25 protein-coding genes and 1 pseudogene are annotated in these 26,988 nt (G+C 73.4%); 16 read left to right on the top strand and 10 right to left on the bottom strand.

The features are described 5' to 3' along the window. Window positions 1-28: 28 nt before the first annotated feature. From ACWDS7_RS06725 to ACWDS7_RS06680, 10 genes and pseudogenes are all read left to right on the top strand, one after another. The gene (locus ACWDS7_RS06725; RefSeq protein ID WP_451928434.1) at window positions 29-760 is read left to right on the top strand and encodes an SRPBCC domain-containing protein; all 732 of its coding nucleotides are present in this window, start codon (window positions 29-31) and stop codon (window positions 758-760) included. A 118-nt stretch (window positions 761-878) separates the two neighbouring features. Further along, window positions 879-3,668 (top strand): Na+/H+ antiporter subunit A, encoded by a 2,790-nt coding sequence (locus ACWDS7_RS06720; RefSeq protein ID WP_451928433.1) that lies wholly within the window; start codon window positions 879-881, stop codon window positions 3,666-3,668. Then, a complete protein-coding gene (locus ACWDS7_RS06715) occupies window positions 3,665-4,483 on the top strand; it encodes a Na(+)/H(+) antiporter subunit C (protein WP_306867811.1) in 819 nt (272 codons plus the stop codon). The genes ACWDS7_RS06720 and ACWDS7_RS06715 overlap by 4 nt, the downstream gene beginning before the upstream one ends. Window positions 4,484-4,559: 76 nt before the next feature. Continuing rightward, a complete protein-coding gene (locus ACWDS7_RS06710; protein ID WP_451928432.1) occupies window positions 4,560-6,173 on the top strand; it encodes a Na+/H+ antiporter subunit D in 1,614 nt (537 codons plus the stop codon). Continuing rightward, window positions 6,170-6,712, top strand: a complete 543-nt coding sequence (locus ACWDS7_RS06705; protein ID WP_451928431.1) for a Na+/H+ antiporter subunit E — start codon at window positions 6,170-6,172, stop codon at window positions 6,710-6,712. Before ACWDS7_RS06710 ends, ACWDS7_RS06705 begins: the two co-directional genes overlap by 4 nt. Then, on the top strand, window positions 6,709-6,969 hold the full coding sequence (locus ACWDS7_RS06700; RefSeq protein ID WP_451928430.1) for a monovalent cation/H+ antiporter complex subunit F: 261 nt from the start codon (window positions 6,709-6,711) through the stop codon (window positions 6,967-6,969). The genes ACWDS7_RS06705 and ACWDS7_RS06700 overlap by 4 nt, the downstream gene beginning before the upstream one ends. Before the next feature lie 34 nt (window positions 6,970-7,003). Next, window positions 7,004-7,333: a monovalent cation/H(+) antiporter subunit G gene (gene mnhG / locus ACWDS7_RS06695; protein ID WP_306867818.1), complete on the top strand. Its 330-nt coding sequence runs from the start codon at window positions 7,004-7,006 to the stop codon at window positions 7,331-7,333. Between the two features lie 114 nt (window positions 7,334-7,447). After that, window positions 7,448-8,098, top strand: a complete 651-nt coding sequence (locus ACWDS7_RS06690; protein ID WP_451928429.1) for an MOSC domain-containing protein — start codon at window positions 7,448-7,450, stop codon at window positions 8,096-8,098. Between the two features lie 58 nt (window positions 8,099-8,156). Beyond that, a pseudogene (locus ACWDS7_RS06685) lies at window positions 8,157-8,389 on the top strand (IS982 family transposase); the annotation flags it as partial. 193 nt (window positions 8,390-8,582) lie between these two features. Further along, window positions 8,583-9,482, top strand: coding sequence for a hypothetical protein (locus tag ACWDS7_RS06680; RefSeq protein WP_451928428.1), 900 nt, complete (start codon window positions 8,583-8,585; stop codon window positions 9,480-9,482). A 25-nt stretch (window positions 9,483-9,507) separates the two neighbouring features. Here ACWDS7_RS06680 and ACWDS7_RS06675 read toward each other — a convergent pair whose 3' ends face one another. Both ACWDS7_RS06675 and ACWDS7_RS06670 read right to left on the bottom strand, forming a co-directional pair. Next, window positions 9,508-10,170 (bottom strand): response regulator, encoded by a 663-nt coding sequence (locus ACWDS7_RS06675; RefSeq protein WP_451928427.1) that lies wholly within the window; start codon window positions 10,168-10,170, stop codon window positions 9,508-9,510. Further along, entirely contained in the window at window positions 10,158-11,339 is a 1,182-nt protein-coding gene (locus tag ACWDS7_RS06670) for a sensor histidine kinase (protein WP_451928426.1), read from the bottom strand. The genes ACWDS7_RS06675 and ACWDS7_RS06670 overlap by 13 nt, the downstream gene beginning before the upstream one ends. 211 nt (window positions 11,340-11,550) lie before the next feature. Between ACWDS7_RS06670 and ACWDS7_RS06665 the strand changes: the two genes are divergently transcribed. After that, window positions 11,551-11,979: a DUF6069 family protein gene (locus tag ACWDS7_RS06665; RefSeq protein WP_451928425.1), complete on the top strand. Its 429-nt coding sequence runs from the start codon at window positions 11,551-11,553 to the stop codon at window positions 11,977-11,979. 58 nt (window positions 11,980-12,037) lie between these two features. Here ACWDS7_RS06665 and ACWDS7_RS06660 read toward each other — a convergent pair whose 3' ends face one another. Both ACWDS7_RS06660 and ACWDS7_RS06655 read right to left on the bottom strand, forming a co-directional pair. Further along, window positions 12,038-13,159: an acyltransferase family protein gene (locus tag ACWDS7_RS06660; RefSeq protein ID WP_451928424.1), complete on the bottom strand. Its 1,122-nt coding sequence runs from the start codon at window positions 13,157-13,159 to the stop codon at window positions 12,038-12,040. A gap of 83 nt (window positions 13,160-13,242) precedes the next feature. Next, window positions 13,243-14,196: an alpha/beta hydrolase gene (locus ACWDS7_RS06655; protein WP_451928423.1), complete on the bottom strand. Its 954-nt coding sequence runs from the start codon at window positions 14,194-14,196 to the stop codon at window positions 13,243-13,245. A 394-nt stretch (window positions 14,197-14,590) separates the two neighbouring features. Here ACWDS7_RS06655 and ACWDS7_RS06650 point away from each other — a divergent pair, with 394 nt between their 5' ends. Further along, entirely contained in the window at window positions 14,591-15,271 is a 681-nt protein-coding gene (locus tag ACWDS7_RS06650; protein ID WP_451928422.1) for a DsbA family oxidoreductase, read from the top strand. A 58-nt stretch (window positions 15,272-15,329) separates the two neighbouring features. Here ACWDS7_RS06650 and ACWDS7_RS06645 read toward each other — a convergent pair whose 3' ends face one another. Then, complete coding sequence (locus ACWDS7_RS06645; protein ID WP_306867835.1) at window positions 15,330-15,962, bottom strand: thymidine kinase; 633 nt, start codon at window positions 15,960-15,962, stop codon at window positions 15,330-15,332. A gap of 153 nt (window positions 15,963-16,115) precedes the next feature. Between ACWDS7_RS06645 and ACWDS7_RS06640 the strand changes: the two genes are divergently transcribed. From ACWDS7_RS06640 to ACWDS7_RS06630, 3 genes are all read left to right on the top strand, one after another. Beyond that, the gene (locus tag ACWDS7_RS06640; protein WP_306867837.1) at window positions 16,116-16,565 is read left to right on the top strand and encodes a hypothetical protein; all 450 of its coding nucleotides are present in this window, start codon (window positions 16,116-16,118) and stop codon (window positions 16,563-16,565) included. A gap of 78 nt (window positions 16,566-16,643) precedes the next feature. After that, a complete protein-coding gene (locus ACWDS7_RS06635) occupies window positions 16,644-18,671 on the top strand; it encodes a hydantoinase/oxoprolinase family protein (protein WP_451928421.1) in 2,028 nt (675 codons plus the stop codon). Then, window positions 18,661-20,508 carry a hydantoinase B/oxoprolinase family protein gene (locus ACWDS7_RS06630; protein ID WP_451928420.1) on the top strand — a complete coding sequence of 616 codons (1,848 nt, stop codon included), beginning with the start codon at window positions 18,661-18,663 and terminating at the stop codon, window positions 20,506-20,508. The genes ACWDS7_RS06635 and ACWDS7_RS06630 overlap by 11 nt, the downstream gene beginning before the upstream one ends. A gap of 80 nt (window positions 20,509-20,588) precedes the next feature. On the opposite strand, the gene ACWDS7_RS06625 is transcribed toward ACWDS7_RS06630, so the two are convergent. Genes ACWDS7_RS06625 through ACWDS7_RS06615 form a run of 3 tightly spaced genes read right to left on the bottom strand, consistent with a single transcriptional unit; the run spans window position 20,589 to window position 22,868 of the window. After that, on the bottom strand, window positions 20,589-21,557 hold the full coding sequence (locus tag ACWDS7_RS06625) for a hypothetical protein (RefSeq protein WP_451928419.1): 969 nt from the start codon (window positions 21,555-21,557) through the stop codon (window positions 20,589-20,591). 37 nt (window positions 21,558-21,594) lie between these two features. Continuing rightward, window positions 21,595-22,479, bottom strand: a complete 885-nt coding sequence (locus ACWDS7_RS06620) for an ABC transporter ATP-binding protein (protein ID WP_451928418.1) — start codon at window positions 22,477-22,479, stop codon at window positions 21,595-21,597. Next, entirely contained in the window at window positions 22,476-22,868 is a 393-nt protein-coding gene (locus ACWDS7_RS06615) for a GntR family transcriptional regulator (RefSeq protein WP_451928417.1), read from the bottom strand. The genes ACWDS7_RS06620 and ACWDS7_RS06615 overlap by 4 nt, the downstream gene beginning before the upstream one ends. A gap of 289 nt (window positions 22,869-23,157) precedes the next feature. Between ACWDS7_RS06615 and ACWDS7_RS06610 the strand changes: the two genes are divergently transcribed. Then, window positions 23,158-25,194 carry a hypothetical protein gene (locus ACWDS7_RS06610; RefSeq protein WP_451928416.1) on the top strand — a complete coding sequence of 679 codons (2,037 nt, stop codon included), beginning with the start codon at window positions 23,158-23,160 and terminating at the stop codon, window positions 25,192-25,194. On the opposite strand, the gene ACWDS7_RS06605 is transcribed toward ACWDS7_RS06610, so the two are convergent. Beyond that, window positions 25,181-26,530, bottom strand: a complete 1,350-nt coding sequence (locus ACWDS7_RS06605) for a hypothetical protein (protein ID WP_451928415.1) — start codon at window positions 26,528-26,530, stop codon at window positions 25,181-25,183. The genes ACWDS7_RS06610 and ACWDS7_RS06605 overlap by 14 nt on opposite strands. Before the next feature lie 24 nt (window positions 26,531-26,554). Further along, window positions 26,555-26,988: substrate-binding domain-containing protein (locus ACWDS7_RS06600; RefSeq protein WP_451928414.1), on the bottom strand; the 434-nt coding region annotated here is incomplete at its 5' end.

Genomic DNA, 26,988 nt, shown 5'->3' with positions numbered 1-26,988 from the left:
ACGGCGGGCGATTGCCTATGGTGCTGCTGTGAAGCTCGCAGGCAGTGCCGTACTCGGCATCGACAGGGACCGCGTGTGGTCCGCGCTCCAGGATCCGGCCGTGCTCGTGCGCACGATCCCGGGCTGCGAGCGCCTGGAGGAGACGGGGCCCGGCATCTACCGGATGACGGTCACCGCCGGAGTCGCCTCGATCAAGGGCGTCTATCAGGGAGAGGTCGCCCTGTCCGAGCCCGACGCCCCGCAGCGTTTCGTGCTCCGGGCGCGGGGACAGGGCGCGCCCGGGACCGTGGACGCCACCGTGGAGATCCGTCTCAACGAGGTCGAGGGCGGCACCCGGATCGACTACGACGCCGAGGCCGTGATCGGCGGCATGATCGGAGGGATCGGCCAGCGCATGCTCGGCTCGGTCGCCAAGAAGACCGCGGGGGAGTTCTTCTCCGCGGTGGAGGGCCACCTCTCCGCCGCCCCCGTCTCCTCCGGCGCACCGTCCCCGGCCGCACCGTCTCCAGGGGCGCCGTCCCCGATGACGCCGTCCCCGGCCGTGCCGTCCCCGGTGGCGCCGTCCTCCGCCGTGCCGTCCCCCGCCGGGGACGTCGCCGGGCCGCTCACGGTCCCGCGGATCTTCGAACGCCCCGCCGAGCAGCCCCCCGCGGGCGCTCGGGTGTGGCCGGTCCTGACCGCGTTCGGCATGGGCGCGGGCGTCGCGCTCGGCAGTGCCGTGATCGGCTGGCTGCTCGGCCGTACCGGCCGGAAGAGCTGATCATGCGCCGGTGAAGAACCGGCGGTGTTCGGGTCAAGCCCCTGGTGTGCTCAGGTGGTGAAACGGGTGGCTCCTGGCAGTTTGGGATACGTCGGCCACGACGGTTGCCCGGGGGGACATGGAGCCGCTGCTGATCCTGCACGCCGTCGCGGCGGTGTGCGCGCCGGCGCTGATGCGCCGTCTCGGCCGCAACGGTTTCCCCGTGCTCGCCGTGCCGCCGGCCTGCGGGCTCGGCTACGCGCTGTGGGTGGCGCTGAACGGCGTCCCGGCCGGATCCGAGCACCCCTACGCGCCCACGCTGGGCTTCGCGCTGTCCTTCCGCGTCGACGCGCTGGCCCTCCTCATGACCTTCCTGGTCACCGGCGTGGGCGCGCTGGTCCTGCTGTACTGCTCCCGCTACTTCGACGCCGGGGAGGAGGGGCTCGGCCGGTTCGGCGGGGTGCTGGTGGCGTTCGCCGGGGCGATGCTCGGGCTGGTGGTCGCCGACAACCTCCTCCTGCTGTACGTCTTCTGGGAGCTGACCACGGTCTTCTCCTACCTGCTGATCGGCCAGGACCCCGCGAGCAGGACCAGCCGCAGGGCGGCGATACAGGCGCTGACCGTCACCACGTTCGGCGGTCTGACCATGCTGGCCGGCATGGTCGTGCTCGCTGAGGCGGCGGGGACCTACGAGATCTCGCGGATCGTCGCGGACCCGCCGGCCGGTGGCTCCGTCCCGGTGGCGATGGCGCTGATCCTGGTCGGGGCGCTGTCGAAGTCGGCGATCTTCCCGTTCAGCATGTGGCTGCCCGCCGCGATGGCCGCGCCGACCCCGGTCTCCGCCTACCTGCACGCCGCGGCCATGGTGAAGGCGGGGGTCTATCTGATCGCCCGGCTCGGCCCGGCATTCGGCGGGCTGCCCGCCTGGCAGCTGATCGTCGTGCCGCTCGGCCTGCTCACGATGGTGCTGGGCGGCTGGCGGGCCCTGCGCGAGCACGACCTCAAGAGGCTGCTGGCCTACGGCACGGTGAGCCAGCTCGGCTTCCTGACCGTGCTGTTCGGCGCGGCCACCAGGGACACCGCGATCGCGGGCGTCGCCATGCTGCTCGCGCACGCGCTGTTCAAGGCGTCGCTGTTCCTTGTCGTCGGCGTCATCGACCACTCCACCGGCACCCGCGACCTGCGCGAGCTGAGCGGCCTGCGGCATTCGGCGCCCTGGCTCTGCGCCACGGCCGTGGCGGCGGCGGCCTCGATGGCGGGGATCCCGCCGTTCCTGGGGTTCGTCGGCAAGGAGGCCGCGTTCGAGTCGCTGCTGACCGGACGGACCGCCGACACCGTGACGCTGGCGGGGGTGGTCGTCGGCTCGGTGCTCACCGCCGGCTACAGCCTGCGCTTCCTGTGGGGGGCCTTCGGCGACCGGCCGGGCCGGGAGCCGGTCCCCGCGCACGGCTCCGCCGCCGCGACGTTCCTGCCGCCCGCGCTGCTCGCCGTACTCGGGCTGGTCGCCGCCCCCTTCGCCGGGCGGTACGGCCACGCGATGGAGAGCTACACCGACACCTTCGCCGGGCCCGGCCACGGCACCCACCTCGCGCTGTGGACCGGCGCGCCCGTGCCGCTGCTGCTGTCGGCCGTCGCCCTGGCCGGGGGCGTGCTCCTCCTCCTGGCCGGTCCCGCGGTGGAGCGGACCGGGCGGATCCTGCGCCTGGTCGACTCCGGCCACGTCTACTGGAGCGTCATCCGGGCGCTGGACCGCTCCGCCCTCCAACTGACCGGCGTCACCCAGCGGGGCTCGCTCCCCGACTACCTCATGATCGCTTTTGTCTCCATGGCCGGGATCGGGGGCTTCTCGCTGCTGTACGGGCCCGTCCGCGACGTCCGGCTGGACGTGGTGCCCTGGGAGCGCGTCGAGCAGCCCGTGATCGGCGTCCTGCTCATCGCCACGGCGCTCGTCGCGCCGCGGGTGCGCTCGCACATCGTGCTCGCGCTGCTGGCGGGGGTGACCGGGTACGGCGTCGCGCTGCTGTTCCTGGTGCACGGCTCGCCGGACCTGGCGCTGACCCAGTTCCTCACCGAGACGCTGAGCCTGGTGGTGTTCGTGCTGGTGCTCCGCAGGCTCCCGGTGGGGCCGAGGGAGGGCTCGCCCCGGGTGCCCCTCGGCGTGCGCGTCGCCCTCGGAGTGGTGAGCGGCGTGATGATCGTCGGTGCCGGGATGCTGGCGGCGAGCGCGCGCACGGCGATGCCGGTCGGCCGGCTGATGGCCGGCGCGGCCGAGGAGTCCGGGGCCTCCAACATCGTCAGCGCGCTGCTGGTGGACATCCGGGCGTGGGACACCATGGGGGAGAGCTCCGTGATCGTCGTCCTCACTCTCGGGGTGACCAGTCTGGTCTTCCTGCGCCGCCGTACGTACGCGCTGGAGCGCCCGCCCGCGGAGGCGAGGCGGGAGGACCGGACGCACTGGCTCGCGGCGACCCTCCCCGCGGGGGAGCAGGCGGTCGTCCTGGAGGTCGTGGCCCGGCTGATCTTCCACACGGTGATGCTGATCTCGCTCTTCCTGCTGTTCACCGGGCACAGCTCGGTGGGAGGCGGGTTCGCCGGCGGCATCGTGGCCGGGCTGGCGCTGGTCATCCGCTATCTCGCCGGCGGCCGCTACGAGCTGGCCGTCGCGGCGCCGGTGGACGCCGGGGTGCTGATCGGCCTGGGACTCCTGCTGTCCACCGTCACCGCGCTCTGGGGGCTGCTGGCCACCGGCGCGCCGCTGGACATGCTCTCCGCGGACCTGGCGGTCCCGCTGATCGGCAAGCTTCACCTGTCGACCGTGCTGCTGTTCGACATCGGGATCTACGTCACGGTGGTCGGCATGGCGCAGGACGTCCTGCGCAGCCTGGGGGCGGAGCTGGACCGGCAGATCGACGCCGAGGAGGAGCGGTGACCGTCTCGCTGCTGCCCCTGCTGGTGTCGGGGACCCTGGCGGCCGCCGGGGTGACACTCCTGCTGGAGCGGAGCCTGGTCCGGCTGCTGGTCGGTGTCATCCTGCTCGGCAACGGGGTGAACCTGTTGATCCTCACCGTCGGCGGCCCAGCCGGGGAGCCGCCCATCCTCGGCAGGTCCGATCCGGCGCGGATGGCCGACCCGCTGCCGCAGGCGATGGTGCTCACCTCCATCGTGATCACCCTGGGCATCACCGCGTTCCTGCTCGCCGTGGTCCACCGGTCCTGGCAGCTCACCGGCGGCGACGAGGTCCAGGACGACACCGAGGACCGCATGGTACGGCTGCGCGCCCGGCGCGGGGAGCTCACCCAGGCCGTGCTCGCCAAGCAGGAGGCGTACCGGCGGCTGGTCCAGGAGCAGCGCGCGGAACTCGCCCAGCTGGAGTCCGCCCGGCGCGAAAGGGAACACCGGGAGGCCCAGGAGCTGGAGAGACGGATCCTGGACGTCAACGTGGACCTGGGCCGCTGGCTCCAGGCGCACAAGGACGCCGGCCTGTCCAGCGAGCAGATCGAGGAACGGCTCGCCGAGGCCCGGCGTGAGGAGGCGGTGTCCAAGGAGAGCCGGCAGGAGCGGATCGACAAGCTGCGCGCGGACTTCGCCCGGCGGGAGCGGGAGCAGGCCGAGCGGGAGCGGGAGATCCGCAGGCGGTTCCGGCTCCGCCAGCGCGAGGCGCGCAAGGAGATGCGAGCGGCCATCCGGGCCGACCGGGAGCGGCAGGCCAGGGCAGAGGATCCGGACCTGGAAGGGGACGACTGATGGCTGTGCCGCATGCCCTGCCGGACGCGGGGCGGGGGGCGCCGAGGACACGGACCGTGCCGGGCGGGGAGGGCCGGTGGCGGAGCTGATCGCGGTCCCGGAAGGGGGACTGGTCGCGGCCCCGGTGGTGCTGCCGCTGCTGGCCGCCGGGCTCAAGCTGGCCATCGGCGGGCGGCTGCGCAGGCTGCAGGCGCTCATCAGCGTGGTCACGCTCACGACCGTGCTGGTGGTGTCATGCGTCCTGCTGCTGGCGGCCGACCGAGGGGGGCCGCTGGTGACCTACGCCGGAGGCTGGCCGGCGCCGATCGGCATCGCCCTGGTCGCCGACCGGCTCGCCACGCTGATGCTGGTGGTCTCCTCGGCGGTGACGCTGTGCGTGATGATCTACTCCATCTCACAGGCCTACGCCGACCAGGAGCGCATCGCCCCGCTGTCGATCTTCCACCCGGCCTACCTCATCATGATCGCCGGGGTGTCGGACGCCTTCCTCGCCGGTGACCTGTTCAACCTCTTCGTAGCCTTCGAGATGCTGCTCAGCGGCTCCTACGTGCTGCTCACCTTCGGCGGCACCGAGTCCCGCATCCGCGCGGGCGCCACCTACGTGGTGATGGGCCTGACCTCCTCGATGCTCTTCCTGGTCGGGATCGCGGTGGCCTACGGGGCGACGGGCACCGTGTCGATGGCCCAGCTCGCCGAGCGCTTCTCCGTGCTGCCCGGGCACGTCAAGCTGCTGGTCGAGCTCCTGCTCCTGCTGGTCTTCGTGGTCAAGGCGGCCATCTTCCCGATGTCGGCGTGGCTGCCCGACTCCTATCCGACCGCGCCGGCCCCCGCGACCGCGCTGTTCGCCGGGCTGCTCACCAAGGTCGGCATCTACGCGATCATCCGGCTGGAGGCGCTGCTGTTCCCCGGCGGGCCGGTGAGCGGCCTGCTGATGTGGGTGGCGCTGCTGACCATGCTGGTCGGGGTGTTCGGCGCGGTGGCCCAGACCGACATCAAACGGATGCTCTCCTTCACGCTGGTCAGCCATATCGGCTACATGGTCTTCGGGGTGGCGCTCTCCTCGGTCCTCGGCCTGGCGGGTGCAGTGTTCTACGTCGTCCACCACATCACCGTGCAGACCAGCCTCTTCCTGGTGACCGGGCTGATCGAGCGCCGCACCGGCACGACCGCGCTGGAGCGGCTGGGGGGCCTGATGAGGCTGGCGCCCCTGATCGCGGTGCTCTTCTTCGTCCCCGCGATGAACCTGGCGGGCATCCCGCCGATGTCCGGCTTCCTCGGCAAGCTGACGCTGATCCAGGCGGGGGTGGCCGACGGCGGTCCCATGGCGCTCATCCTGGTGGCGGGGGGACTGCTGACCAGCCTCCTCACCCTGTACGCCGTGGCCACGACGTGGAACAAGGCGTTCTGGCGGACGCCGCCCCCCGGCATGATCAAGAAGATGGGGACCGTGCTGGAGGGCGAGGAGGCCCCCGTCGTCCGGGCCTCCGGCACCGAGGGGATCACCGGCCGGGCGATCGTCACGAGCGCGAGCATCCCGCTGCCGATGCTCGGCTCCGCCATGGCCCTGGTGGCGCTGGCCCTGTCGTTCACCGTGCTGGCCGGGCCGCTGTCCGCCCTGGCGCGACGGACCGCCGGCGAGCTGATGGCCCGCGAGCCGTACATCTCGTCGGTGCTCGGGAGCCTGCGGTGAGCGGCCGGGGGCTCACCCCCCGACTGCTGGGCAGGCCCGTCCCGCTGTCGCAGGTGGCGTGGCTCACGGTGGTCTGGCTGCTGCTCTGGGGCGACCTCAGCGTGGGCAACGTGCTCGGCGGCCTGCTGGGCGGGCTGGTCGTCGTCTGGCTGCTGCCCCTGCCGGTGCTGGACACCGGCCTGCGGATCCACCCGGTCGCGGCGCTCGTCTTCCTGGTCCGCTTCGCGGTGGACCTGGTGGCCTCCAGCTTCCGCGTCGCGTTCTGGGCGCTGCGCCTGGGGACGAGGCCGCCGGTCCAGATCGTCGAGGTACGGCTGCGCACGTCGTCGGAGGTGATGGCCGTGCTGATCACCGTGGCGCTGTCGGCGCTGCCGGGCAGCCTGGTGCTGGAGGTGCACTTCGGCGACAGGGAGCTGGTGCTGCACGTCCTGGGCATCACCGGGGACGTCCAGGCGACCGTCCAGGCGGACGTGACGCGGCTGGAGAAGGGCATCGTGGCGGCCTTCGGCACCGGTGCGGACCAGGAGGAACTGCGGTGACGGCAGTATATCTGGCGGCGCTGGCGCTGCTCGGCTGCGCGGCGGCGCTGACGCTCCACCGGCTGGTGCGCGGCCCCTCCATGCTGGACCGGGCGGTCGCGCTGGACGTGCTCACCGCGGTGGTGATGTGCGGGATCGGGACGGGGGCGGCGATGGTGGGGGAGTACTCGGCGCTGCCGGTCCTGCTGGTGCTGTCCTTCGTCGGGTTCGTCGGATCGGTCTCGCTGGCCAGGTTCTTCTCGGGGAGGGCGCGTTGACCGCGTGGACCGGGCCCTTCCCGGGGAGGGCGCGTTGACCGCGCTGGACGTGGCCGCCGCGGCGTGCCTGCTGCTGGGCGCCGCGCTCGCGTTCGTGGCGGGGGTGGGGATGGTCAGGTTTCCCGGCACCCTGTCGCGCATGCACCCGGCGACCAAGCCGCAGGTGCTCGGCCTGCACCTGATCCTGCTGGCCATGTGGCTGCGCCGGCCCACCTGGGCGATCGCCGGGACGCTGGCGCTGGTCGCGGTCTTCCAGGTGGTCACCGCGGCGGTGGCCGCCTACATGGTGGGCCGGGCCGCCTACCGGGCGCGCTCGCCCGGCGACGACGGCACGGCCGTCCCGCCCGCCGACCCCCGCGCGTGAGGCCGCCGGCTCCCACAGGTGAGGCCGCCGGCCCACGCGCCTGGATGATCGATTCCAAGGGGTTCGCAGGGAAATGAGTCGCCCCGGCGGGTAGAAGACCGTACCGTCGCGCGCATGAAGCTGCTCTCCGTCAATGTCGGCAAGCCCCGACCCAACCCGTGGAAGGGGCTCAGCGCGACAGGTATCGACAAGCGGCCTGTCGACGGCCCGGTTGCCGTCATCGCGCCCGGACCCAAGGGCACCGGCGAGGTCGGTCTCGTAGGCGACCGCGTCTACGACGTGAAGCACCACGGCGGTTCCGACCAGGCCGTCTACGCCTATGCCCGCGAGGATCTCGACGGGTGGGAGGCCGAGCTGGGCAGGCCGCTCGCCAACGGCGTCTTCGGGGAGAACCTCACGACCCTCGGCCTCGACGTCAACGGCGCCCTGATCGGTGAACGTTGGCGCATCGGGCCAGAGGTGGTCCTAGAGGTGTCGTGCGCGCGGATCCCGTGCGCGACGTTTCAGGGCTGGCTGGAGCGGGAGGGGTGGATCAAGCGGTTTACCCAGGCCGCAGTGCCGGGCGCCTATCTGCGCGTGATCGAGCCGGGAGACATCCGGGTTTCCGACCCCGTCGAGATCGTGCACCGGCCCGACCACGACGTGACCGTCGCGCTTGTCTTTCGCGCGATGACACTCGAACCGGACCTACTGCCGCGACTGCTGGTCGCTGACGCGCTGATCGAGGAGGACAGGGAACTGGCCCGCAGACGCACGATCACATAGATGATCGATTTCAGGACATCGTCTGCGCGCATGCGACGAGGGAGTCCGACGTAGGTGTGTGAAGACAGAGCTGGACTCCCTCGCGGCCGCACTTCACGTCAAGACCGACGATCTACTGAAGGATTCACCGCAGCTCGCCCCCTGGCGGCCGGCCGTGGGCATCGCGCCGCGGCTCAGCGATGCCGAGCTGGTCACCTTGGCGATGATGCGGCAATGCTCGGCTTCATCTCCGAGGCCCGGTGGCTGCGACAGGCCCGTGCGGGCACTCACCGCATACGACCACTGAACCCCTTGGAATCGATCATCCAGGGCTGCCACCTGTCATGTGTGGGCCACCGGCCTCGCGGCGTGAGAGTCGTTGGCCCCGCGGGTGAGCCGCCGGTCTCGCGGGGTGAGCCGTCGGTCCTCGTGCGCGACCCGCCGGCCCCCTGGGCGAAGCCGGCGGCTCTCGCGCGTGGGGAGCGCCGGGCGTAGCGTGGCCCGTATGCGCGAGGCACGTGCGGAGGATGCCCGGACCGAGGCCAGACGACTGATCCGCGACCTTCTGGGCGAGGAGCGGCTGGCGGCCGGTGCCCTGCTCCGCGAGATGGAGGCCGTGTTCGGCGCCGACCGTGCCGCCCGCTGTGCCGAGCTCGCCCGCTATGCCCCGCTGACCCGCAGGTCCACCGAGCTCGCCGCGCTGGCCGGGCTGCTGGTCGGCACCCGTGACCTGGGCGGGCAGTGGTGGCGGCGGACCCGCGGCGGCAAGCTGCCGGCGCCGGACGAGGTGCTCCGCAGCGCGACCGCCGTCGATCCGTGGACCGACCTGACCGTGCTGGAGATGCTCGCCGCCTGGATCGCCGACGACGCCGCCGACGAGGTCTGGGGCCGGCCCGCCGCGGTGACCGACCTGAACTCCTGGCAGGTGGAGGACCGGGTCGCGCTGCCCGAGGATGCCGCCCCCGGCCGGCGGATCGTGGTCTCCTTCGACGCGGGCGGCCGGCTCGACGCGGTGGTGGTCAGGCGCCGGGACGGCGGCCTCGGCTCCAACCTCGACTTCGAGTCGCTGCGCTACTCCCGCCCGGCCGAGGCCCAGTGGAGCTGGGGCGTGGCGGCCGGTCTCGGCCCGCACCGGCTGGATGAGCACCCCGACCCCTACGCGCAGCCGGTCGACGGGGCCGCCGCCGAGACCCTGCACGCCTGGGCCCTGCGCCACGGGGCCACCGCCGCGCAGGCGGGCGGGCCGTGGCAGGTCACGGGCGACGTCATCGCCGCCATCGAGCGTGTCGACTGGATGTGGCGCAGCGGCGAGTGGTTCGCCTGGTGGCGCGCCGCGGCCGCGCTGGCCGACGGGGAGCCCGACCGGCTCGCCGCCCGCCTGGAGGAGATGGCCACCGAGCCCTAGCCGGACCGCGGACCTCCGCCGCAGGTCAGGCGAGGCCGGCGTCGTGTGCGAGCAGGGCGATCTGGGTCCGGTTGTCGAGGTCGAGTTTGCTGAGGATGTGGGAGACGTGGGCCTTGACCGTGGCCACGGTCATGAAGAGCTCCGCGGCGATCTCGGCGTTGGTCCGGCCCCGGGCCACGGCGAGGACCACCTCGTGCTCGCGGGGGCTGAGGGTGGCCAGTGCGGCACGGGCCCGCTGATAGGTGCCGGCCTGGGTGGCCGCGCGGTCCATGAGCCGGCGGGTGACCCCGGGGGACAGGATCGGGTCTCCGGCGGCGACCTGGCGGACCGCTCCGACGATCTGCGCCGGCGGGGTGTCCTTGAGCAGGAAACCACTGGCACCGGCGCGCAGCGCGTGCAGGATGTTCTCGTCGCTGTCGAAGGTGGTCAGCACGATGACCTCGGGCGGGTGCCGCCGGCTCCGTAGTCTGCGGGTGGCGGTGATGCCGTCCACCCGCGGCATCCGAAGGTCCATGAGCACGACGTCGGGGGCGTGCGCGTCGGCGGCCGCGGGCACCTCGTCGCCGTCGGCGGCCTCGCCGACCACGGTGATGCCGTGGATCCCGTCGAGCATCATGGACAGCCCGGCGCGGACGAGGGCGTCGTCGTCCACGATGAGCACGCGCAGCGGACGGTTCACGTCGGCCATGGCAGCCAGGCGCGCAGGTGGAACTCGCCGCCGGCGGTCACCTCGTGGTCGAGCAGCCCGCCGGCGAGCTGCACCCGCTCGGTCAGTCCGACCAGGCCGGTCCCGGTGCCGGGTGTGATCGGCGGGGCGGCCCCGCCCTCCGGCAGCGGGTTGCGGATGTCGATCACAAGCCGGCCGCCGGGCCGGCCCTCCAGCACAACCTGGACCGGTCGACCCGCGGCGTGCTTGCGGGCGTTGGTCAGCCCCTCCTGCACGACCCGGTAGGCCGTCCGGCCGGCGGCGGCGGGCAGGGCGGCCGGGTCGACCACCCCGTTGCGCAGCCGTATCTCCTCTCCGGCGTCGCGGGTCTCCTCGACCAGGCGCGGCAGGTCGGCGAGCACGGGCTGGGGCGATCCGTCGGGACCGTCGTCCTCGTCGCGCAGCAGGATGATCACATCGCGGAGCTCGTCGAGCGCCTGGTGCACCCCGGCGCGGACCACGCCGGCGGCGCGGGAGAGCTGCTCGGGCGGGGAGTCCGGGCGGTATTCCAGCGCGCCCGCGTATGTGGCCAGCAGCGACAGCCGGTGGGCCAGCACGTCGTGCATCTCCCGGGCGATCCGGGTCCGCTCCAGCATCCGGGCCTCGGCCACCCGTCGGCCCTGCTCGGCCTCGGCGCGGCGGGCGCGCTCGTACAGCGAGATGACGAGCGCGCGCCGCGCCCGGGTCAGCGCGCCCCAGCCGACCAGCGCGCAGTATCCGACGGTGATCAGGGCCAGCCACCAGCCGAAGGTGATCCCTCCGCTCGGCCGCCACACGCCCTGCGCCGCGTGCGCCGCGACCCCCGCCGCGGCCACCGCGGCCGCGACGGGGAAGCTGCGCCGCTGAGCGACCAGCAGCGCGCCCAGTGTGGCCACCGGGGTGGCCGCCATCGACAGCGCCGCCAACGCGGTGAGCCCCAGCGCGCCGGTGACCGGCCGCCGCAGCAGGACGGGCGACAGGGCGCACCCGAGCACCCCGGCCGCGATGTCGAGACCGAGCAGCCCCTCCGCCGGGTGCGCGTCGAAGCGGCCCCAGATCGTCAGCGCGACCAGGCTCCCCACCCCTACGGTCATGCCGATCACGGCGAGGGGCTCGGAGGCGTGTCGCCCCTCGGGCTCCGCCCCCGCCTCGCAGTGGATCTCGCCGCGCACCGACCAAGGGTAGCTCCGGGTACGGCGGCGCCGACACCTACCAAAGTCGGTGGCCGGCCCTACCACGGTCGGACTCGCCCCGGCCGCGCGGCCGATGCGGCGACCGCGCCGCGACGGCGACGCTCATGGACCAGACGGGGCCGCCGCGGCCGCCATCAGCGGATGGCGTGCGGGACGGCCCGCCCCGTCCGACTCCGAGAGGGGAAAACGCGTGTCCGGTGAGACCATTCCCACCCGTGCCGCGCCGGAGCGGGCCGGCCGCACCGCCACCCGGCGGGCGCTGACAGTGGCCGGCGCGACGGCTGCGGCCCTCGTCCTCTGGGCGCTGACCGGCCCGGTGGCCGGGATCGGCCTGTCCGTCCGGCTCGACGGGGCGGTTCAGCCCGTCGGGCCGGCCGCGGTCGCCACGGCTAGCCTGCTCGCCGGGCTGGCGGGCTGGGCGCTGCTCGCGCTGCTGGAGCGGATCCTGAAACGGCCGGGGCGGACCTGGACGGTCATCGCGGCCGTCGTGCTCGCGCTGTCGCTGGCCGGCCCGCTCGGCGCCGCCGACACCGCGAGCACGGTGGCGCTGGCCGGGATGCACCTGATCGTCGCCGCGGTGCTCATCCCCGGCCTGGGACGTTCGGCCCGCGGCACATGACCGTGCCCCGCCTGAGCACCTGCCCGCGGAGGGCGCCCGGCGTCCCGGCCGCCGGGGGTCAGCCGGGTCCTGGCCCCGTCGCGGGCCGTCTCCGCTCGTGGGCGTGGAACGCGGCCCAGCAGACCAGCAGGGCCAGCGCGAACGCCGGCAGCCAGGCCAGCCGGGCGAGCACCCAGCCGGGACCGTCGGGGGCGGTGTTCAGGCCGGGCAGGGTCCCGCCGGCGAGCAGGCCGGTCGCGGTGACGGCGATCATCGCGGTCTGGTGCCAGAGGAAGATCGTCATCGCGGCCAGGTTGACCAGCGCCACCGGCGCCCAGGCGGCGGGGCGGCGCAGCACCCGCCGGAGCGGGCCGAGCAGCAGCAGGGCCGCCCCGCACTGGGCCAGGCCGAAGGCGACAGCCGCGAGGGTGGGCGGGGCGAGGTTGGAGATCCGGGCACCGGGCACCCCGACCATGGCCGCCGGGTAGCCGGCCCACAGGACGAGCCCGGCGGTGGCGGCGCCGCCGCCGAGCAGCAGCGCCCATCCGGTGGCCCGGCCCCGCAGGGCGCCGCGGGCCCGGGCGGCGCCCAGGCAGTACGGCACCAGCCAGCCGGCCGCCACGTTGGTCCAGCCGAGCCAGGCGGGCCCGCCCAGGCCGTAACGGCCCAGGTCGACGAGCGCGACGGCGGCGAGCGGCCACAGCGGATGCAGCCTGGCCACCAGCGGGGTCGCCGCCGTCAGCACCGCGAAGACCAGCAGGAACCACAGCGGGGACAGCACCAGCTTGACCAGCGTGCGCACGGTCTCCAGACCGGCCCCGGAGGCGAGCATCGCGCCCACCGCCACGGTCCACACCGCCGGCACGGCGACGACCGGCCGCGCCAGCCGCGCCGTACGGGCGCCGAGCCACCGCCCGTACGTCGTCCCCCGGGCGCGGGCGGAGGCATGACTCTCCGCGCCCACCTGCCCGCCCACCAGGAAGAAGATCGCGAGGGTCTGGAACAGCCAGGAGACGGGGGTGAGCTGGGGCAGGTGCCGGAGCGGGCTGGCGGTGTGCACCGTGCCGCTGTCGGCCACCAGGGCGGTCACCAGCCAGTGACCGAGCACCACGCCGAGGATGGCCAGGGCGCGCAGCGCGTCGAGGGCACGGTCGCGGCCGGGCGGGGTCGCCGCGTCGACCCGCCGGACGAGGTCACGCATGACGGTTCTGCGGGCGAGGTCACGCATGACGGCCCTGAGCGATCCGCCGGACGAGACCACGCATGACGGTTCTGCGGGCGAGGTCACGCATCACGGTCCTGACCGGCCGGGGACTGTCCGGCGACGATGCGGGCGATGTTCCTCAGGGACGTGGAGCCGGGTCTGAGGTAGTCGCTGTGACCGCCGTCGCCCGCCGCGAAGATCCGGGCGCCGAACTCCGGCGAGACCGGGTCGGTCCCGAGTCCGACCGTCGCGAAGGGCAGTCGCAGCCGCAGGTGCGGCACGCCGGCGACCCAGTCGCCGGCGCTCCGGCCGGCCCAGACGGTGGCCCGGGTGCGCAGCGCGGCGGCGCTGCCGGCGCCGACGCCCGCGCTGCCGTACAGGACGATGTCCGCGACGTCCAGCCCGGACGCGGCCCGCGCGCAGACCACCGAGCCGTAGGAATGGCACACCAGGGAGATCCGGGCGGCGGGCCGGGCCGCGCTCAGCTCCCGCACGAACGCGCGCAGGGCGGGGGCGCCCTCATCCGCGCGGCCGGGTGTCAGCACCGCAAGACTCATCAGGCTGGGTGTCCGGTAGCCGAGCCAGGCGATGACGGCGGACCGGTCGCCGAGCTCCTGCCGCAGTCTCAGCGCGCCACCGCGCAGCAGCCCGTACTTGTCGAGGTTGGTGTCGCTGCCGGGGACCAGCACGGCGATCCGCTCGGCCGCCGACAGATCGCCGAAGACCTCCGCGGTGCGGCCGCCGCCGCGGCCGTCGAAGAACAGGAACTGCCGCGCCGGGTCAGCCATGGCGCGCAGCGTCGCGGCCCGCCACCGGTGGCCGTCGCCGGCGGCCATCCGCTCGGCCGCCCGGATGCCCTCGCGGCCGGCGGCGTACCGCTCGGCGAGGGCGGCGGGGGTCGCGGACCGCATCGGGGCGAGGGCCGCAGGGACGGGTGCCGGGACGGCCGAGGAGCGGGCCGCACCCGACACCGGCACGGCCACCGAGGCGGTGACCAGTGCGGCGAGCAGGGTACGGCGCAGGCGGGACGCCATGGGATGGTCCTTCCATACCGGATCTCTGTCGTGATTCCGGCACCGAAGTTATGGATCACCCCTTGTGACCGGCGTCCCCACGGAGAACGCACCTTCCGCGTAGCTCGGCGGGCTTCCGGGTAGCTCTGAAGTAGGGGGTCCGCAGGTAGTCCCGAGAGACCACGGGCGGACGGCGGACGCCCGCCCGCGACCCGGAGCTCCCCCTGAGGCCCGGAGCTCCCCCTGAGGCCCGGGGCGCGGACACGGTCCCCAGGGCGGGGGGCGGCGGAGCACGTGTCTGTCGGCCCGTTCCGCGACGGCCGTGGCGATCATGTGGGGCTGGTCCTCCGGGGCGTGGTGCCCGGCGACCGCGCCGTACGGAATCAGCGGGCCGCCGTGCCGGTTGCAGCACTCCGTGAAGGTTGAAATCTACTCAGACGTCGTCTGCCCCTGGTGTTACATCGGCCACACCCGCTTCGCCCGCGCCGTCGAGCGCTACCGTGCCAAGGGGGGCGAGGTGGAGGTGGAGTTCCGGCCGTTCCAGCTCGCGCCGGACGCGGAGTCCACCGGGGAGCCGACCCTCAGGTGGGCGGCGGCCAAGTTCGGCGGGGCCGAGCGGGCCGCGCAGATGTTCGCGCACGTGACGGGCGTCGCCGCCGAAGACGGGCTGAGGCTGGACTTCGATCGCTCGGTCCAGGCCAACACCTTCGACGCGCACCGCCTCATCCGGCTCGCCGGCGAGCAGGGGAAGGGGGAGGAGGCGCTCCACGCCCTCTTCCGCGCGCACTTCACCGACGGCCTCGACGTCGGCTCGCGGGAGGTCCTCGCCGATCTGGCCGCCGGGCTCGGCGTCCGGGCGGACCTCGACGGCGAGGACGGCACGGCGGCGGTGAAGGAGGACCTGGCCCGGGCCCGGGCCCTGGGCGTCGGCTCCGTCCCGCTGTTCCTGTTCGAGGGGCAGTTCGCCGTCTCCGGCGCCCAGCCCGAGGACACCCTGCTCGCCGCTCTGGAGGAGGTCGCCGAGCGGACCGGCCGGAGCCCGGCGCCCAGGGCGGCCGGGGAGGCCTGCGACGACGACGGCCACTGCGCGGTCTGACGCGCCGTCCGCCGGCGCCACGGACCTCCCGGGCGGGGACCCGGCCGGGAGGCCGGGCTCAGGAGTGGCCGAGGTCGCCCGCGCGGTAGTGGCGGCGGCAGAGGACCTGGTAGCGGATCGGGGCGTCACCGGTGTCCCCGATGATCACCTGCTCGCCGGTCCGCACCAGCTTGTCGCCGACCACGCGGGCGTTCAGCCGGCCGGGACGGCCGCACCAGCACAGCACCTCCACCTGGAGGCGGCTGATCTCGTCGGCCAGCTCGAACAGGCGCTGGGCGGCGGGGAACATCTGCGACCGGAAGTCCGCCGCCAGACCGAAGGCGTAGACGTCGATGCCGAAGTCGTCGGTGAGGTCGGCGAGCTGCTCGATCTGGGCGACCGTGTAGAAGCACGCCTCGTCGCAGATCACGTAGTCGACGGGCTGCTGGTGGCCGCGGACCAGGGCCACCAGGTCGAGGTCGTCGACGACCTCGATGGCGTCGCTGCCCAGCCCTATCCGGCTGGTGAGCTGGGGACCGCCCGAGCGGTCGTGCTTGGTCAGCACCAGGCCGCGCCTGCCCTGACGGCCGTGGTTGTAGTTCATCTGCAGGGCCAGCGTGGACTTGCCGCAGTCCATCGGGCCGAAGTAGAAGCGCAGCACCCCGTCACGGGATTTGAGGGGGACGGCGGAGAGCGCGGACGATTCGGTCACGGGGGGTCAGCCTAGTGGGTCGGCCGGGAGCGTTTGGGTAGGCGGTGCGCTGGTAGGAATGGGAGACCTCGCGGTGACATAGCCTGGTCCGGCTTGGCTTGACTGCGAAAAGCATGGGAGATTCATTTTGCCTATCGGAAAGTGGGAGGGTCTGTGACGACCGCCAAAGCCTCTGCTCCACCTCTCAACAAGATCCCCGCGGCCACGTCCCCGGCGATGCCGTCCACGGCGGAGACCGCTGAGATACCCGTCGCGCTCGCGGCGATGATGACCGAGGACGAGGCCGTCGCCGCCCAGGCGGAGGCGGCCCGCTGGCGCTACGGGTTCTACGTCGTCGTCACGGGCCTGGTGGTGCTCCTGGTCGCCTTCGTGGTGATCGCGATGCGCAACGGCGAGTCCGCGGCCCCCTTCGCCGGCCTGGTCGGCGTCTCGGGTGCGATCATCGGCGCCTACTTCGGGGTCCAGGTCGGCCAGTCGGGCAAGGACCGGGTCGAGGCCGAGCTGCGCCGTACCAACGAGATGGCCATCCGGCTCGCCGCGAAGGTGCACGCGCACGACGCCGACGCGGTGATCGGCTCCACCATGGGTCCGCGCCGCCGCTAACAGTGCCCAAGGACGCGGCCCAGCTTCGGCAGGGTCCGCCGATTTGCCGCCTCCGCAGGACTGGGTAGACACGGGGGCATGCGTAGCGTCCGTATAGGGGTCGACACCGGGGGCACGTTCACCGACGTGGTCGCGGTGGACGAACAGACCGGTGAGATCACCACTACCAAGACTCCCTCCACACCCGCCAACCCCGCTGACGGGTTCATGGAGGGAGTGCGGAAGGTCCTGCGGAAGGCGGGCGTGGAGACCGTGTCGGCGGTCGTGCACGGCACCACCGTGGCCACCAACCAGCTCCTCGAAGACCGCATCACGGATCTGGGCTTCGTCACCACCGAGGGCTTCGAGTTCATCCTGGAGATCGCCAGGCAGAGCGTCCCCGACGGCTACGGCAACTCTTACTTCTGGGTGAAACCACCCCGGATCGTCCCCGTGCACCGGGTCAAGACCGTCGGCGGACGCCTCGACCACACCGGCGCCGAGGTCCGCCCGTTCGACGAGGCGCAGGCCGTGGCCGTGGCCGGATGGTTCCGCGAGCGGGGGATCACCGCGATCGGCGTGTGCCTGCTGCACTCCTACGCCAACCCCCGGCACGAGCTCCGCATGCGCGAGATCATCGAACGTGAGCACCCCGGCGCGGTCGTCTCGATCTCCAGCGACGTGCTGCGCGAATACCGCGAGTACGAACGGTCGGTGACGACCCTGGTGGACGCCGCGGTCAAGCCGACCATGCGCCGCTACATCGCCAACCTCGCCGACCGGCTCGGCATGCCGTTCTCGGTGATGAAGAGCAACGGCGGCGTGCTGTCCGCCGCCGAGGTCGTGCACCAGCCGATCACGACCGTGCTGTCCGGACCGGCCGCGGGCGCGCTCGGCGCCGCGCTGATCGCCTCCACCGCCGGGCACCCGTCGGTGATCACACTGGACGGCGGCGGCACCTCCACCGACGTCGCGGTGGTGATCGACGGGGAGCCCTCGCTGACCACCGAGGGCGGCATCGGCCGCTACCCGTGCAAGATCCCGATGATCGACATCGTGACCGTGGGGGCGGGCGGCGGGTCCGTCGCGTGGATCTCCCCGGAGGGCACCCTGAAGGTCGGCCCCAGGTCGGCCGGGGCGGACCCGGGCCCGCTCTGCTACGGGCGGGGCGGCACCGAGGTCACCGTCACCGACGCGCACGTCTTCCTCGGGCGGGTCCCCCCGCACCTGCTCGGCGGGGAGATCCCGCTCGACGCCGACGCGGCCCGGCAGGGGATCGAGGCGCTGGCCGGCAAGATCGGGCTCAGTCCCGAGCGGACCGCGGCCGGCGTCCTGGAGATCAGCGCGTTCAACCAGTCCAACGCGATCCGCCAGATCACGGTCAAGCGCGGCCTGGACGTGCGCGACTTCCCGATGGTCGCCTTCGGCGGCTCGGGGCCGCTGCTGGTCTGCCGGCTCATCGACATCCTCGGCCTGCCGTCGGTGATCGTCCCGCCCGACCCCGGCAACGTGTCGGCGTTCGGCCTGCTCACCGTCGACGTCAAGAACGACTACGTGCGCACCTTCGTCACGCGGGAGCTCTCCCTCGACGACGCCGCGGAGATCTTCGGCGACCTGGAGGAGCAGGCGGCCGAGGCCCTCGACCGCGAGGGGTTCGCCGCCGAGCGGCACATCTACGCGCGCAGCGCCGACCTGCGCTACTACGGCCAGGCCTACGAGGTGCGGGTGCCCGCCCCCGCCGGGCCGCTGGACGAGACCTGGCGCGCGGAGGTGCTGGACCGTTTCCACCAGGCGCACCGAAGACTCTACGGATACGGCTACCGCGACGACCCCCGGCACGGCGTCGAGTGGGTCAACCTCCGCGTCTCCGGCATCGGCCCCATCACCCGCCCGGCCATCGGGCGCAGGCCGTACGGCGCCGCCGAGCCCCGGCCGGTGACAGCCCGCGAGGTCTTCTACGACGGGTGGGGCCCGGCGCCGATCCACCGCCGTGCCGACCTGGGCGCCGGATCGGTGGTCCCCGGCCCGGCGGTCATCGAGGAGTACGGCTCCACGCTGCCGGTGCACCCCGGCTTCACGGCCGCCATGGACGAGTTCGGGAATCTGGAGGTGCGCCGTGCGCGGTGAGCCGACGAGCGCCGACCCGGTGCTGGTGGAGATCGTGGAGGGCACGCTCGCGTCGGTGGAGAAGGAGGTCGAGACCGCCATCGCGCGCACGGCCCGCTCGCCGATGATCCGTGACGCGCACGACTTCAGGGCGGGCATCCACGACGTACGGCTGCGCAAGCTGACCGGCAGGTCCTACTCGGCGCTGGTCCAGCCCGTCGTCAGGGACTTCCCCGTGGACGGGATGAACCCCGGCGACGTGTTCTTCCACAACGACGTCTACCTGTCCGAGGGCGGCATCGGGCACCTGCCCGACCTGTGCGTGACGGTCCCGGTCTTCCACGACGGAGCCGTGGTCGCCTTCGTGCAGGCGTTCGGGCACCACGACGACATCGGCGGGGCGGTCCCCGGATCGATGCCCTCGCACGCGCGCAGCGTGTTCGAGGAGGGGCTGATGGTCCCGCCGATCAAGCTCTGGGACCGGGGCGTGCCCAACCGGGCGGCGCTCACGATCATGACCCGTAACTCGCGGATGCCCGACTCCCTCGCCGGCGATCTCGACGCCGAGTGCTCGGCCTGTCTGATGGGCGCGCGGCGGCTGGGGGAGCTGTTCGACCGCTACGGGCGCGAGGCGGTCGAGGCGTGCTTCGACGCGATCATCTCCAAGACCACCGAGACGTTCCGCAGGGAGCTGCTGGCCAGGATCCCCGAGGGCACGCACGTGTGGGAGGACTACGCCGAGCACGACGGCGTGGACGAGCCCCGCCTGCACACCCAGCGGATCACCCTCACCGTCGACCACGGCGCGCGGGTGCCGCTGGTCATCGACTTCACCGGCACGTCACCGCAGGCCAAGGGGCCGATCAACCACGCGGGCGACTACGCCGACGGGGTGTTCCTGAAGAAATGGCTCGCGCCGATCCTGCGCAACCTGGCCGAGACCCCGGAGCGGATGGCGGAGCTGGACGTCAACGAGGGCGTCGTCCCGCTCATCGAGATGCGCTTCCCGGAGAAGGGGACGCTGCTCACCCCGGTCTTCCCGGCCCCGACGAACGCCCGCACCTTCGTGATCCTGCGGCTGCTGGGGGTGCTGGCCGGGGTGCTGGCCAAGGCCACCGGCGGCCGGATGCCCGCCGACCAGGAGACCATCCGCTACACCGGCGTCTACGGCGACGACGCCGACGGCAGGCCGTACCTGATGAGAGAGGTGCTGGGCGGCGGCTCCGGCGGCCGATGGTACGCCGACGGCGAGGACACCATCCACGTCGTCCCCGACTCGCGCAACATACCGGTCGAGTTCGCCGAGTCCCGCTGGCCGTTCCGGGTCGAACGGCTCGGCCTGGCCCAGGACTCCGGCGGCCCCGGCCTCTACCGCGGCGGCCTCGGATACGACAAGCACCTGCGGATGCTGCGCGACGCCTCGTTCATGTCCATCGCCGACCGCTCGATCCTGTCCTGCTGGGGTGTGAACGGCGGGCGGGCCGGGCGGCCGTTCGTCGTGGAGATCGAGGGGCGGGAGATGGAGGGCCTGGTGGACGACTCGCCGGTCCGCGCCGGTGAGGTCATCCGGGTGCGCACCACCGGGGGCGGCGGCTGGGGCTCGCCGCTGGAGCGCGACCCCGCGCTGGTGGCCGCCGACGTCCGCGACGGCAAGGTCTCGGCCGAGGGGGCCCGCGACGACTACGGGGTCGTCCTGAGCGGTCCCCGTGACGACCTCCGGGTCGACGCCGAGGCCACCGCCCTGCGCCGCGCCGAGCTCCGGGCGCTCGCGCCGGACGGGGCCCCGTTCTTCGACCGGGGCCCCGGCTTCCCCTCGCTGTCGGGCGGCCTGCCGCACGCGGAGGTGGACTTCATGTGACGGACGGCCACGCCGGGCCGTCGACGCGACCGGCGTGCTCCTCGCGTACGTCGGCGGCTCGGCGGCTCGGCGGGGAGCCGTCAGTTCCGGCGGCGGAGGGTGCGGGTGACGGCGAGGCCGCCGACGACGAGGGTGCCGGTGAGCAGGATGCCCGTCTCGGTCCACTGGAAGCGCCAGAAGCGGTCGGTCGGGTGGTGATAGACGGCGATCCGGTAGCCGGCGTCGATCAGGCACTCGTCCTTCAGCAGCTGGGCCCGTTCGGAACGGGCGTCCATCCCGGGGGGCGGCGGGCAGACGTCGGCCGGCGGGGCCGCCCCCTCCCGGCCGGCCGGGTCGACCCACGCCTCGCGGACCAGATCGGCGCCGCTGTCATAGATCGCCAGGCGGTCGCCGGTGACGGCCCGCACCGGCTCGGCGTAGGAGTCACGGGAGAAGAAGACGGCCGGGACGGCCAGCGAGACCACCGCGACGGTGACCGCCATCGCGGCGACGGTGCGGCGGAGCAGCGTCCCGGCGGCGGCGCCCAGGACGAACGCGAACAGCCACCACGCCGCCGGGACGACCCCGGTGATGGTGAACGTCCCGGGCTCCATCGACTTGTCGCCGATCACGCCGCGGAAGACCGGCAGCCACAGGCTGACCATCGCCGACAGGACCAGGGCGGCGAGCGCGGCCAGGCCGCCGAGCACGCCGAGCTTGACCGCCAGCCAGCGCCCGGCCGGCACGGACTGGGTCCAGGCGAGCGCGTTGGTGCCGCGCTCGAACTCGGCCGCCAGCAGCGGCGCGCCCCAGAACGCGCCGATCAGCGCGGATCCGAAGAACGGCAGCAGGCCGAAGACCAGGAAGACGGGGCTGTAGTAGTCCTGGTAGAGCGTCGTGTTCACATCCGAGCAGGCCGCCGCCGGGCCGGGGCAGCCGGGCGGGGCGTGCCCGGCGATGTGGGCGGAGGCCCGCAGTCCGGAGACCAGCAGCAGGACTCCCAGGACGAGCAGCAGCGCGCCGGTCGCCAGGATCTGCGCGCGGTGCTGTCGCCAGGTCAGCCAGAGCAAGAGGGGTTCCTTTCGGATCCGTGCGGGGCCGGACGGGTCAGCGTGCCGGAGCCAGGGCGGGGCGGGGGAGCGCGGCGAGGTCGGGGGCGCGCAGGTAGGCCAGGACCGTCTCCTCCAGGTTCACCGGGCGGGCGCTCCAGCGCGGGTCGGGCAGCGGCCCGGTGTCGCGGACGAGGAGGGTGGCCTGCCGCCCGGTGCCGCCCCGCGAGATCACCGGCAGCCGGGCGGCGAGCGCGTCGGCGGTCCCGGCGGGTCCGGTCAGCAGGCGGTGTCCGGCGACCAGGTCGTCGATGTCGCCGCTGACCTGGACCCGGCCCCCGTTGACCACGATCAGCCAGTCGCAGATGCCCTCCAGTTCGGAGACGACGTGCGAGGACAGCAGCACGGTCAGCCCCGTCTCCGCCACCGCCGCCATCAGGCTCCGCATCACCTCGTCGCGGGCCAGTGGGTCGAGGTCGGCCAGCGGCTCGTCCAGCACCAGCAGGTCGGGGCGCTTGGCCAGCGCGACGGTCAGCGCCACCTGGGTCCGCTGGCCACCCGAGAGCCGGCCGACCTTGCGCTCCAGCGGGATGCCCAGCTCCGCCAGCCGCCGTCGGGCCGAGGCCTCGTCCCAGCGGGGGTTGAGCCCGCGCCCGAACCTCAGCATCTCCTCCACCCGGAACCCGGGGTAGAGCGGCTTGCTCTGGGCCATGAACGCGACCCGCTCCATGTGCTCACGGACCGGGGCGCCGAAGATCCGCACCTCTCCCGCGGTCGGGGTGAGCATGCCCACGGCCAGCTGGAGCAGGGTCGTCTTGCCCGCGCCGTTGGGTCCGGCCAGCGCGGCGACCCGGCCGGGCGGCACCGTCACCGAACAGTCGCGCAGCGCCCAGGTCCGCCGGTAGCGCATGCCCAGGCCGGTGGCCTCCAGTGCCGCCCTCATGCGATCTCCTCCCGGAAGGTGTCGGTCAGGACCGTGGCGACCAGCGCCCGCAGGTCCTCCTGGTCCAGGCCGGCCTGGAGGCCGTTGCGCACCCACTGGACCAGCTCCGCGCGCAGCCGCGCGCGGTCGTTCATGGACGCCGCGCCCAGCGACCGCTCCACGAACGTGCCCAGCCCGGGCCGCCCGGTGACCAGCCCCTCCCGCTCCAGCTCCCGGTAGGCCTTCAGCACCGTGTTCGGGTTGATCGCGAGCTGGGTCACGACCTCCTTGGCCGTCGGCAGCCGGTCACCGGGCCGCAGCAGGCCGAGCCGGAGCGCGTGCCGGACCTGGTGGACGAGCTGGAGGTAGGTCGCCACCCCCGACCCCCGGTCGAGGTGGAATTCGATCACCGCCGACACCTTTCACTATTTGATTAGTGAAATGTTTAAGGGGAGTGGTGGCGGAAGTCAAATCCTGGCGTCCCCTGGCGTCGCCGAGCCGGGACGGCCCGGCGGCGGCACGCCATCCGTGATCACCTCGGTCCCCGCCCGGCGGGGGACGCGCCCGGAGGTCCTCAACGCCGTCGGCCGTCCGGGAGAGGTGGCGTTTCAGATCGTTTTCCCACCCCATCCATTGACGAGCGCCCCGTCCTGAGGTCTGCTGCGGCTAGATCATGTCGAGGTTCGAGGAGGGAGGCGCATGCGCCTGCGCACGATGGTGGCGGCTTTCGCGCTGGCCGTGACGTCGACGACCGCACCGGCCTGGGCCGGTCCCGCCCCCGGTCCGGCCCCCGGTCTCGTGGCCCCGCCGCCGCCGTCCGCGGGCGGCTGCGATCCCGTCGCCGGTCCGGAGTGCCTGCTGCCGTTCCCCAACGACTGGTTCACCGAGACCGCGCGCACCCGCACCGGAGTGCGGGTGACGCTCTCGGCCGAGGCCATGCCCCGCAACGCGGCGGGCACCCCGATCGACCCGGCCCGGTGGAACGGCGCCGACGGGTTCTCCCCGGGCTCCATGCTCCTGGCCCACGTGCCCGGCCTCGACCTGGCCAAGACCGGCGCCGCGCCCGTCACCGACATCGGGTGGTCCCTGCGCAACGACGCCCCCATCGTGATCGTCGACACCAGGACCGGGGAGAGCTGGCCGTACTGGGCGGAGCTCGACGCGGGCACCGCCGACCCCGCCCGGCAGGCGCTGATCGTCAGGCCGGCGAAGAACTTCCGCGAGGGCCACCGCTACGCCGTCGCCCTGCGCCGGCTGAAGGACGCCGCGGGCCAGGAGCTGCCGGTCCCGCAGACCTTCGCCAGGCTCCTCGGCGAGGAACTGCCCGCCGGCGACCCGCTCGCCGCGCGGCAGCACGCGCTCCACCGGACGCTCGCCGACCTCGCCAGGGCCGGGGTGGACACCGAGGGACTCCACCTGGCCTGGGACTTCACCGTGGCCAGCGAGCAGGGCATCGCCGGTCCCGTGCTGACGATGCGTGACCAGGCGCTGCGCGGGCTCAGGGGCCGCTCACCGAAGTTCACGGTCTCCTCCGTCACCGACCTCACCCCCGAGCAGGACCCCTCGATCGCCCGCGAGGTCACCGGGGAGATCCTGGTCCCCAACTATCTCGACAGGCCGGGCGGTCCGCCGGGCTCGAACCTCAACCGGGGGCCCGACGGCCTGCCACGCCCGCTCGGTGACACGGTGAAGGCCCAGTACCAGTGCGAGATCCCGCGCTCGGCCTTCCGGCGGCCCGCGCATCCCGCGCTGTACGGCCACGGCCTGCTCGGCAAGGCCACCGAGGTGCGCGCCCGCAACGTGCGGGCGATGGCCGGCGAGCACGGCTTCGCCTTCTGCGCCACCAAGTGGATCGGCATGTCCGACGAGGACGTTCAGCACGTGGCGGGCGTGTTCGGAGACTTATCCCGGTTCGGCACGGTCACCGACCGGCTCCAGCAGAGCCTGCTGAACTTCGTCCTCCTCGGCCGGGCGATGCTCACCCGGGACGGCTTCGCCGGTCACGTCGCCTTCCAGGACGGGCGGGGCAGATCGCTGATCGACCGGCGGGCCGATCTCGCCTACGACGGCAACAGCCAGGGCGCCATCGCGGGCGGCGCGCTGGTCGCCGTCTCGCCCGACGTGCGCAACGCCGTGCTCGGCGTGCCGGGGATGAACTACAGCACGCTGCTCAACCGCAGCGTGGACTTCCAACCGTTCCAGCGGCTGATGGACGGCGCCTACCCCGACAGGCTCACTCAGCAGGTCTGCTTCGCGCTGATGCAGATGCTCTGGGACCGCGCCGAGACCGACGGCTACGCCCAGCACCTGGCCGACGACCCCCTGCCCGGCTCGCCCCGCCACCGCGTGCTGCTGCACGTCGCCTTCGGCGACCACCAGGTCTCCACGGTGACGGCCGAGGTGGAGGCGCGCACGGTCGGGGCGCGGGTCCGCCAGCCCGCCGTCGCCGCCGGCCGGAGCCCCGACCTGGCGCCCTACTGGGGGATCAGGTCCATGCCCCGCAGGCCGTACGCCGGCTCGGCCATGGTGGTCTGGGACAGCGGCGCCCCGGCGACCCCGGCGGCCAACCTCCCGCCGCTCGGCCCGCAGTACGGTCGCGATCCCCACGAGGACCCGCGCAACGACCCGCGGGCCCGCGTGCAGAAGGCCCACTTCCTCCGCGACGGCCTGGTGGTCGACGTCTGCGGCGACGCCCCCTGTACGGCGGGCCCGGCCGAGGTCACTAGCTCGCGGTGACCGTGCGGCCTGGAGGGACGTGCTGGACACGGGTGCGGCCGCCGGGGAGGTGAGCCGTCCAGCGGTAGGAGACGTGGGAGGACAGGTTGGTGAGGGTGCTGGCGTGCCGGTCGTGCCGGACGGCGAGGTGCCCGTCGCCGAGCGGGATGCCGCTCACCTCCAGCTGGTCGATGCCCTCCGGCAGGTGGGAACGGGTGCTGACGGCGCCGTCGGGGGCGTCGGGGCGGACCCCGAGCAGACCCTCGACCACCTGCCCGACCAGGGTGAACGGCACCTCGGGGTAGTCGCCGTTCAGCCCGCCGGCCACGTGCGGCCGGTCGCGTACGGCGAAGATCTCCCGCATCCACTTCCAGGCGGTGCCACCGCGGCCGTGGCGGAAGAACGTGTCGGGCAGGTAGGTGAGCGCCTCGACGTTCTCCGGCCGGCCGGGGCCGGACGCCTGGGCGTCGACGAAGTCGAGGTAGTCGTCGTTGCGCGGGCCGTAGTCGACGATGCCCTTGAGCGGCATGAACCAGCTGTTCTCCCGGCCCCAGCCGGTCATCGCCCGCCCGTCCACCGTGTAGGCCCTGACCATCTCGGCACCGGTGCCCCGGCCGCTCCAGGTCTCGTTGAAATACCGTTTGAGCTCGGCGGCCCGCCGCTCGAAGGCGGCACCGTCCGCGCCCCCGGCCCGCGACAGCGCGGCCATCGCCAGATACGCCTGGTACTGAGCGGCGATCCCGTCCCCCGCCTCGGCCAGCGGCTCGCCGCTCAGCTCGTTGTAGCTGGCGACACCCTGGAAGATGCCGCCGCCCGTGCCGCGCGCGACGGGCCCTCCGGCACCGTGCCGGGTGACGAACTCCCCTGTGGCGTGCCGGTAGAAGTCCCGCAGCACGGGGTCGTCCACGTAGGCCGGGTCGCCGGTCCAGCGGTGGCCGAGCTCGGCCCGCTCGACCAGCTCGAACACGGCGGGAACCTCCCGGACGAAGTCATCGGGGCCCCGGTAGTCGATGGCCAGGTAGGAGCCGTCGAAGTTGAACGCCCACACCGGGTAGTAGCCGTGCTCCGGCGTCGCCGAGGCGGCGAAGCGGCGCAGCATCGTCAGGTTGGCCTCGGCCAGGCCGAGCAGGTGGGCGCCGGCGAACTGGTGGGCGAAGTCACGGGAGTAGAAGCCGCTGCGGTGGGCGTATCCGGCCCAGTAGGACGGCAGGTAGACACCCTCGCCCGTGCCGGACGGCTGCCGTTCGTCGACGTTCAGCGGCCCTCGCGAGCCGCCGGGATGCGCCCAGCGCAGTGCCCGGTCCCGCGCCCATTCGAACATCGCCACGATCTCCGGGCACGACGAACTGATTTCCATAGGTGTTCCGATCTCGGGGGAGGACTACCCACCTGAGCTGGCCCGGACCACGAGCTCGCCGGGGAGCAGGAGGCCGGCCTGGGGGGTGACGCCGTCCTCGACGGTCTTCAGGAGGCGGTTGACGAGCGCGCCGGCGATCTGGCGCAGCGGCAGCCGTACGGTGGTCAGGGCGGGTTGCAGGAAAGCGGTGACCGGAAGGTCGTTGAAACCGGCCACGGCCAGGTCGGCGCCGATGCTGAGACCTTCGGCCCGGGCGGCGGTGTAGACGCCCAGCGCGAGCCAGTCGCCGGCGGCGACCACGGCCGTCGGCCTGGCGCGCCCGCCCAGGAGCTCGCGCGTCGCCGCGACGATCTCGCCGGGGTCGTCGCCGGGCGCCGAGATCTCCTGGCCGCGCAGACCGTGGCGGCGCACGCCCGCCTGGAAGCCGTCGCGGCGGTGGTCCATCCAGGGCAGCCTGG

It is taken from the genome of Streptosporangium sp. NPDC003464 (assembly GCF_053588315.1).
This window is presented reverse-complemented; position numbering and strand designations above follow the sequence as displayed.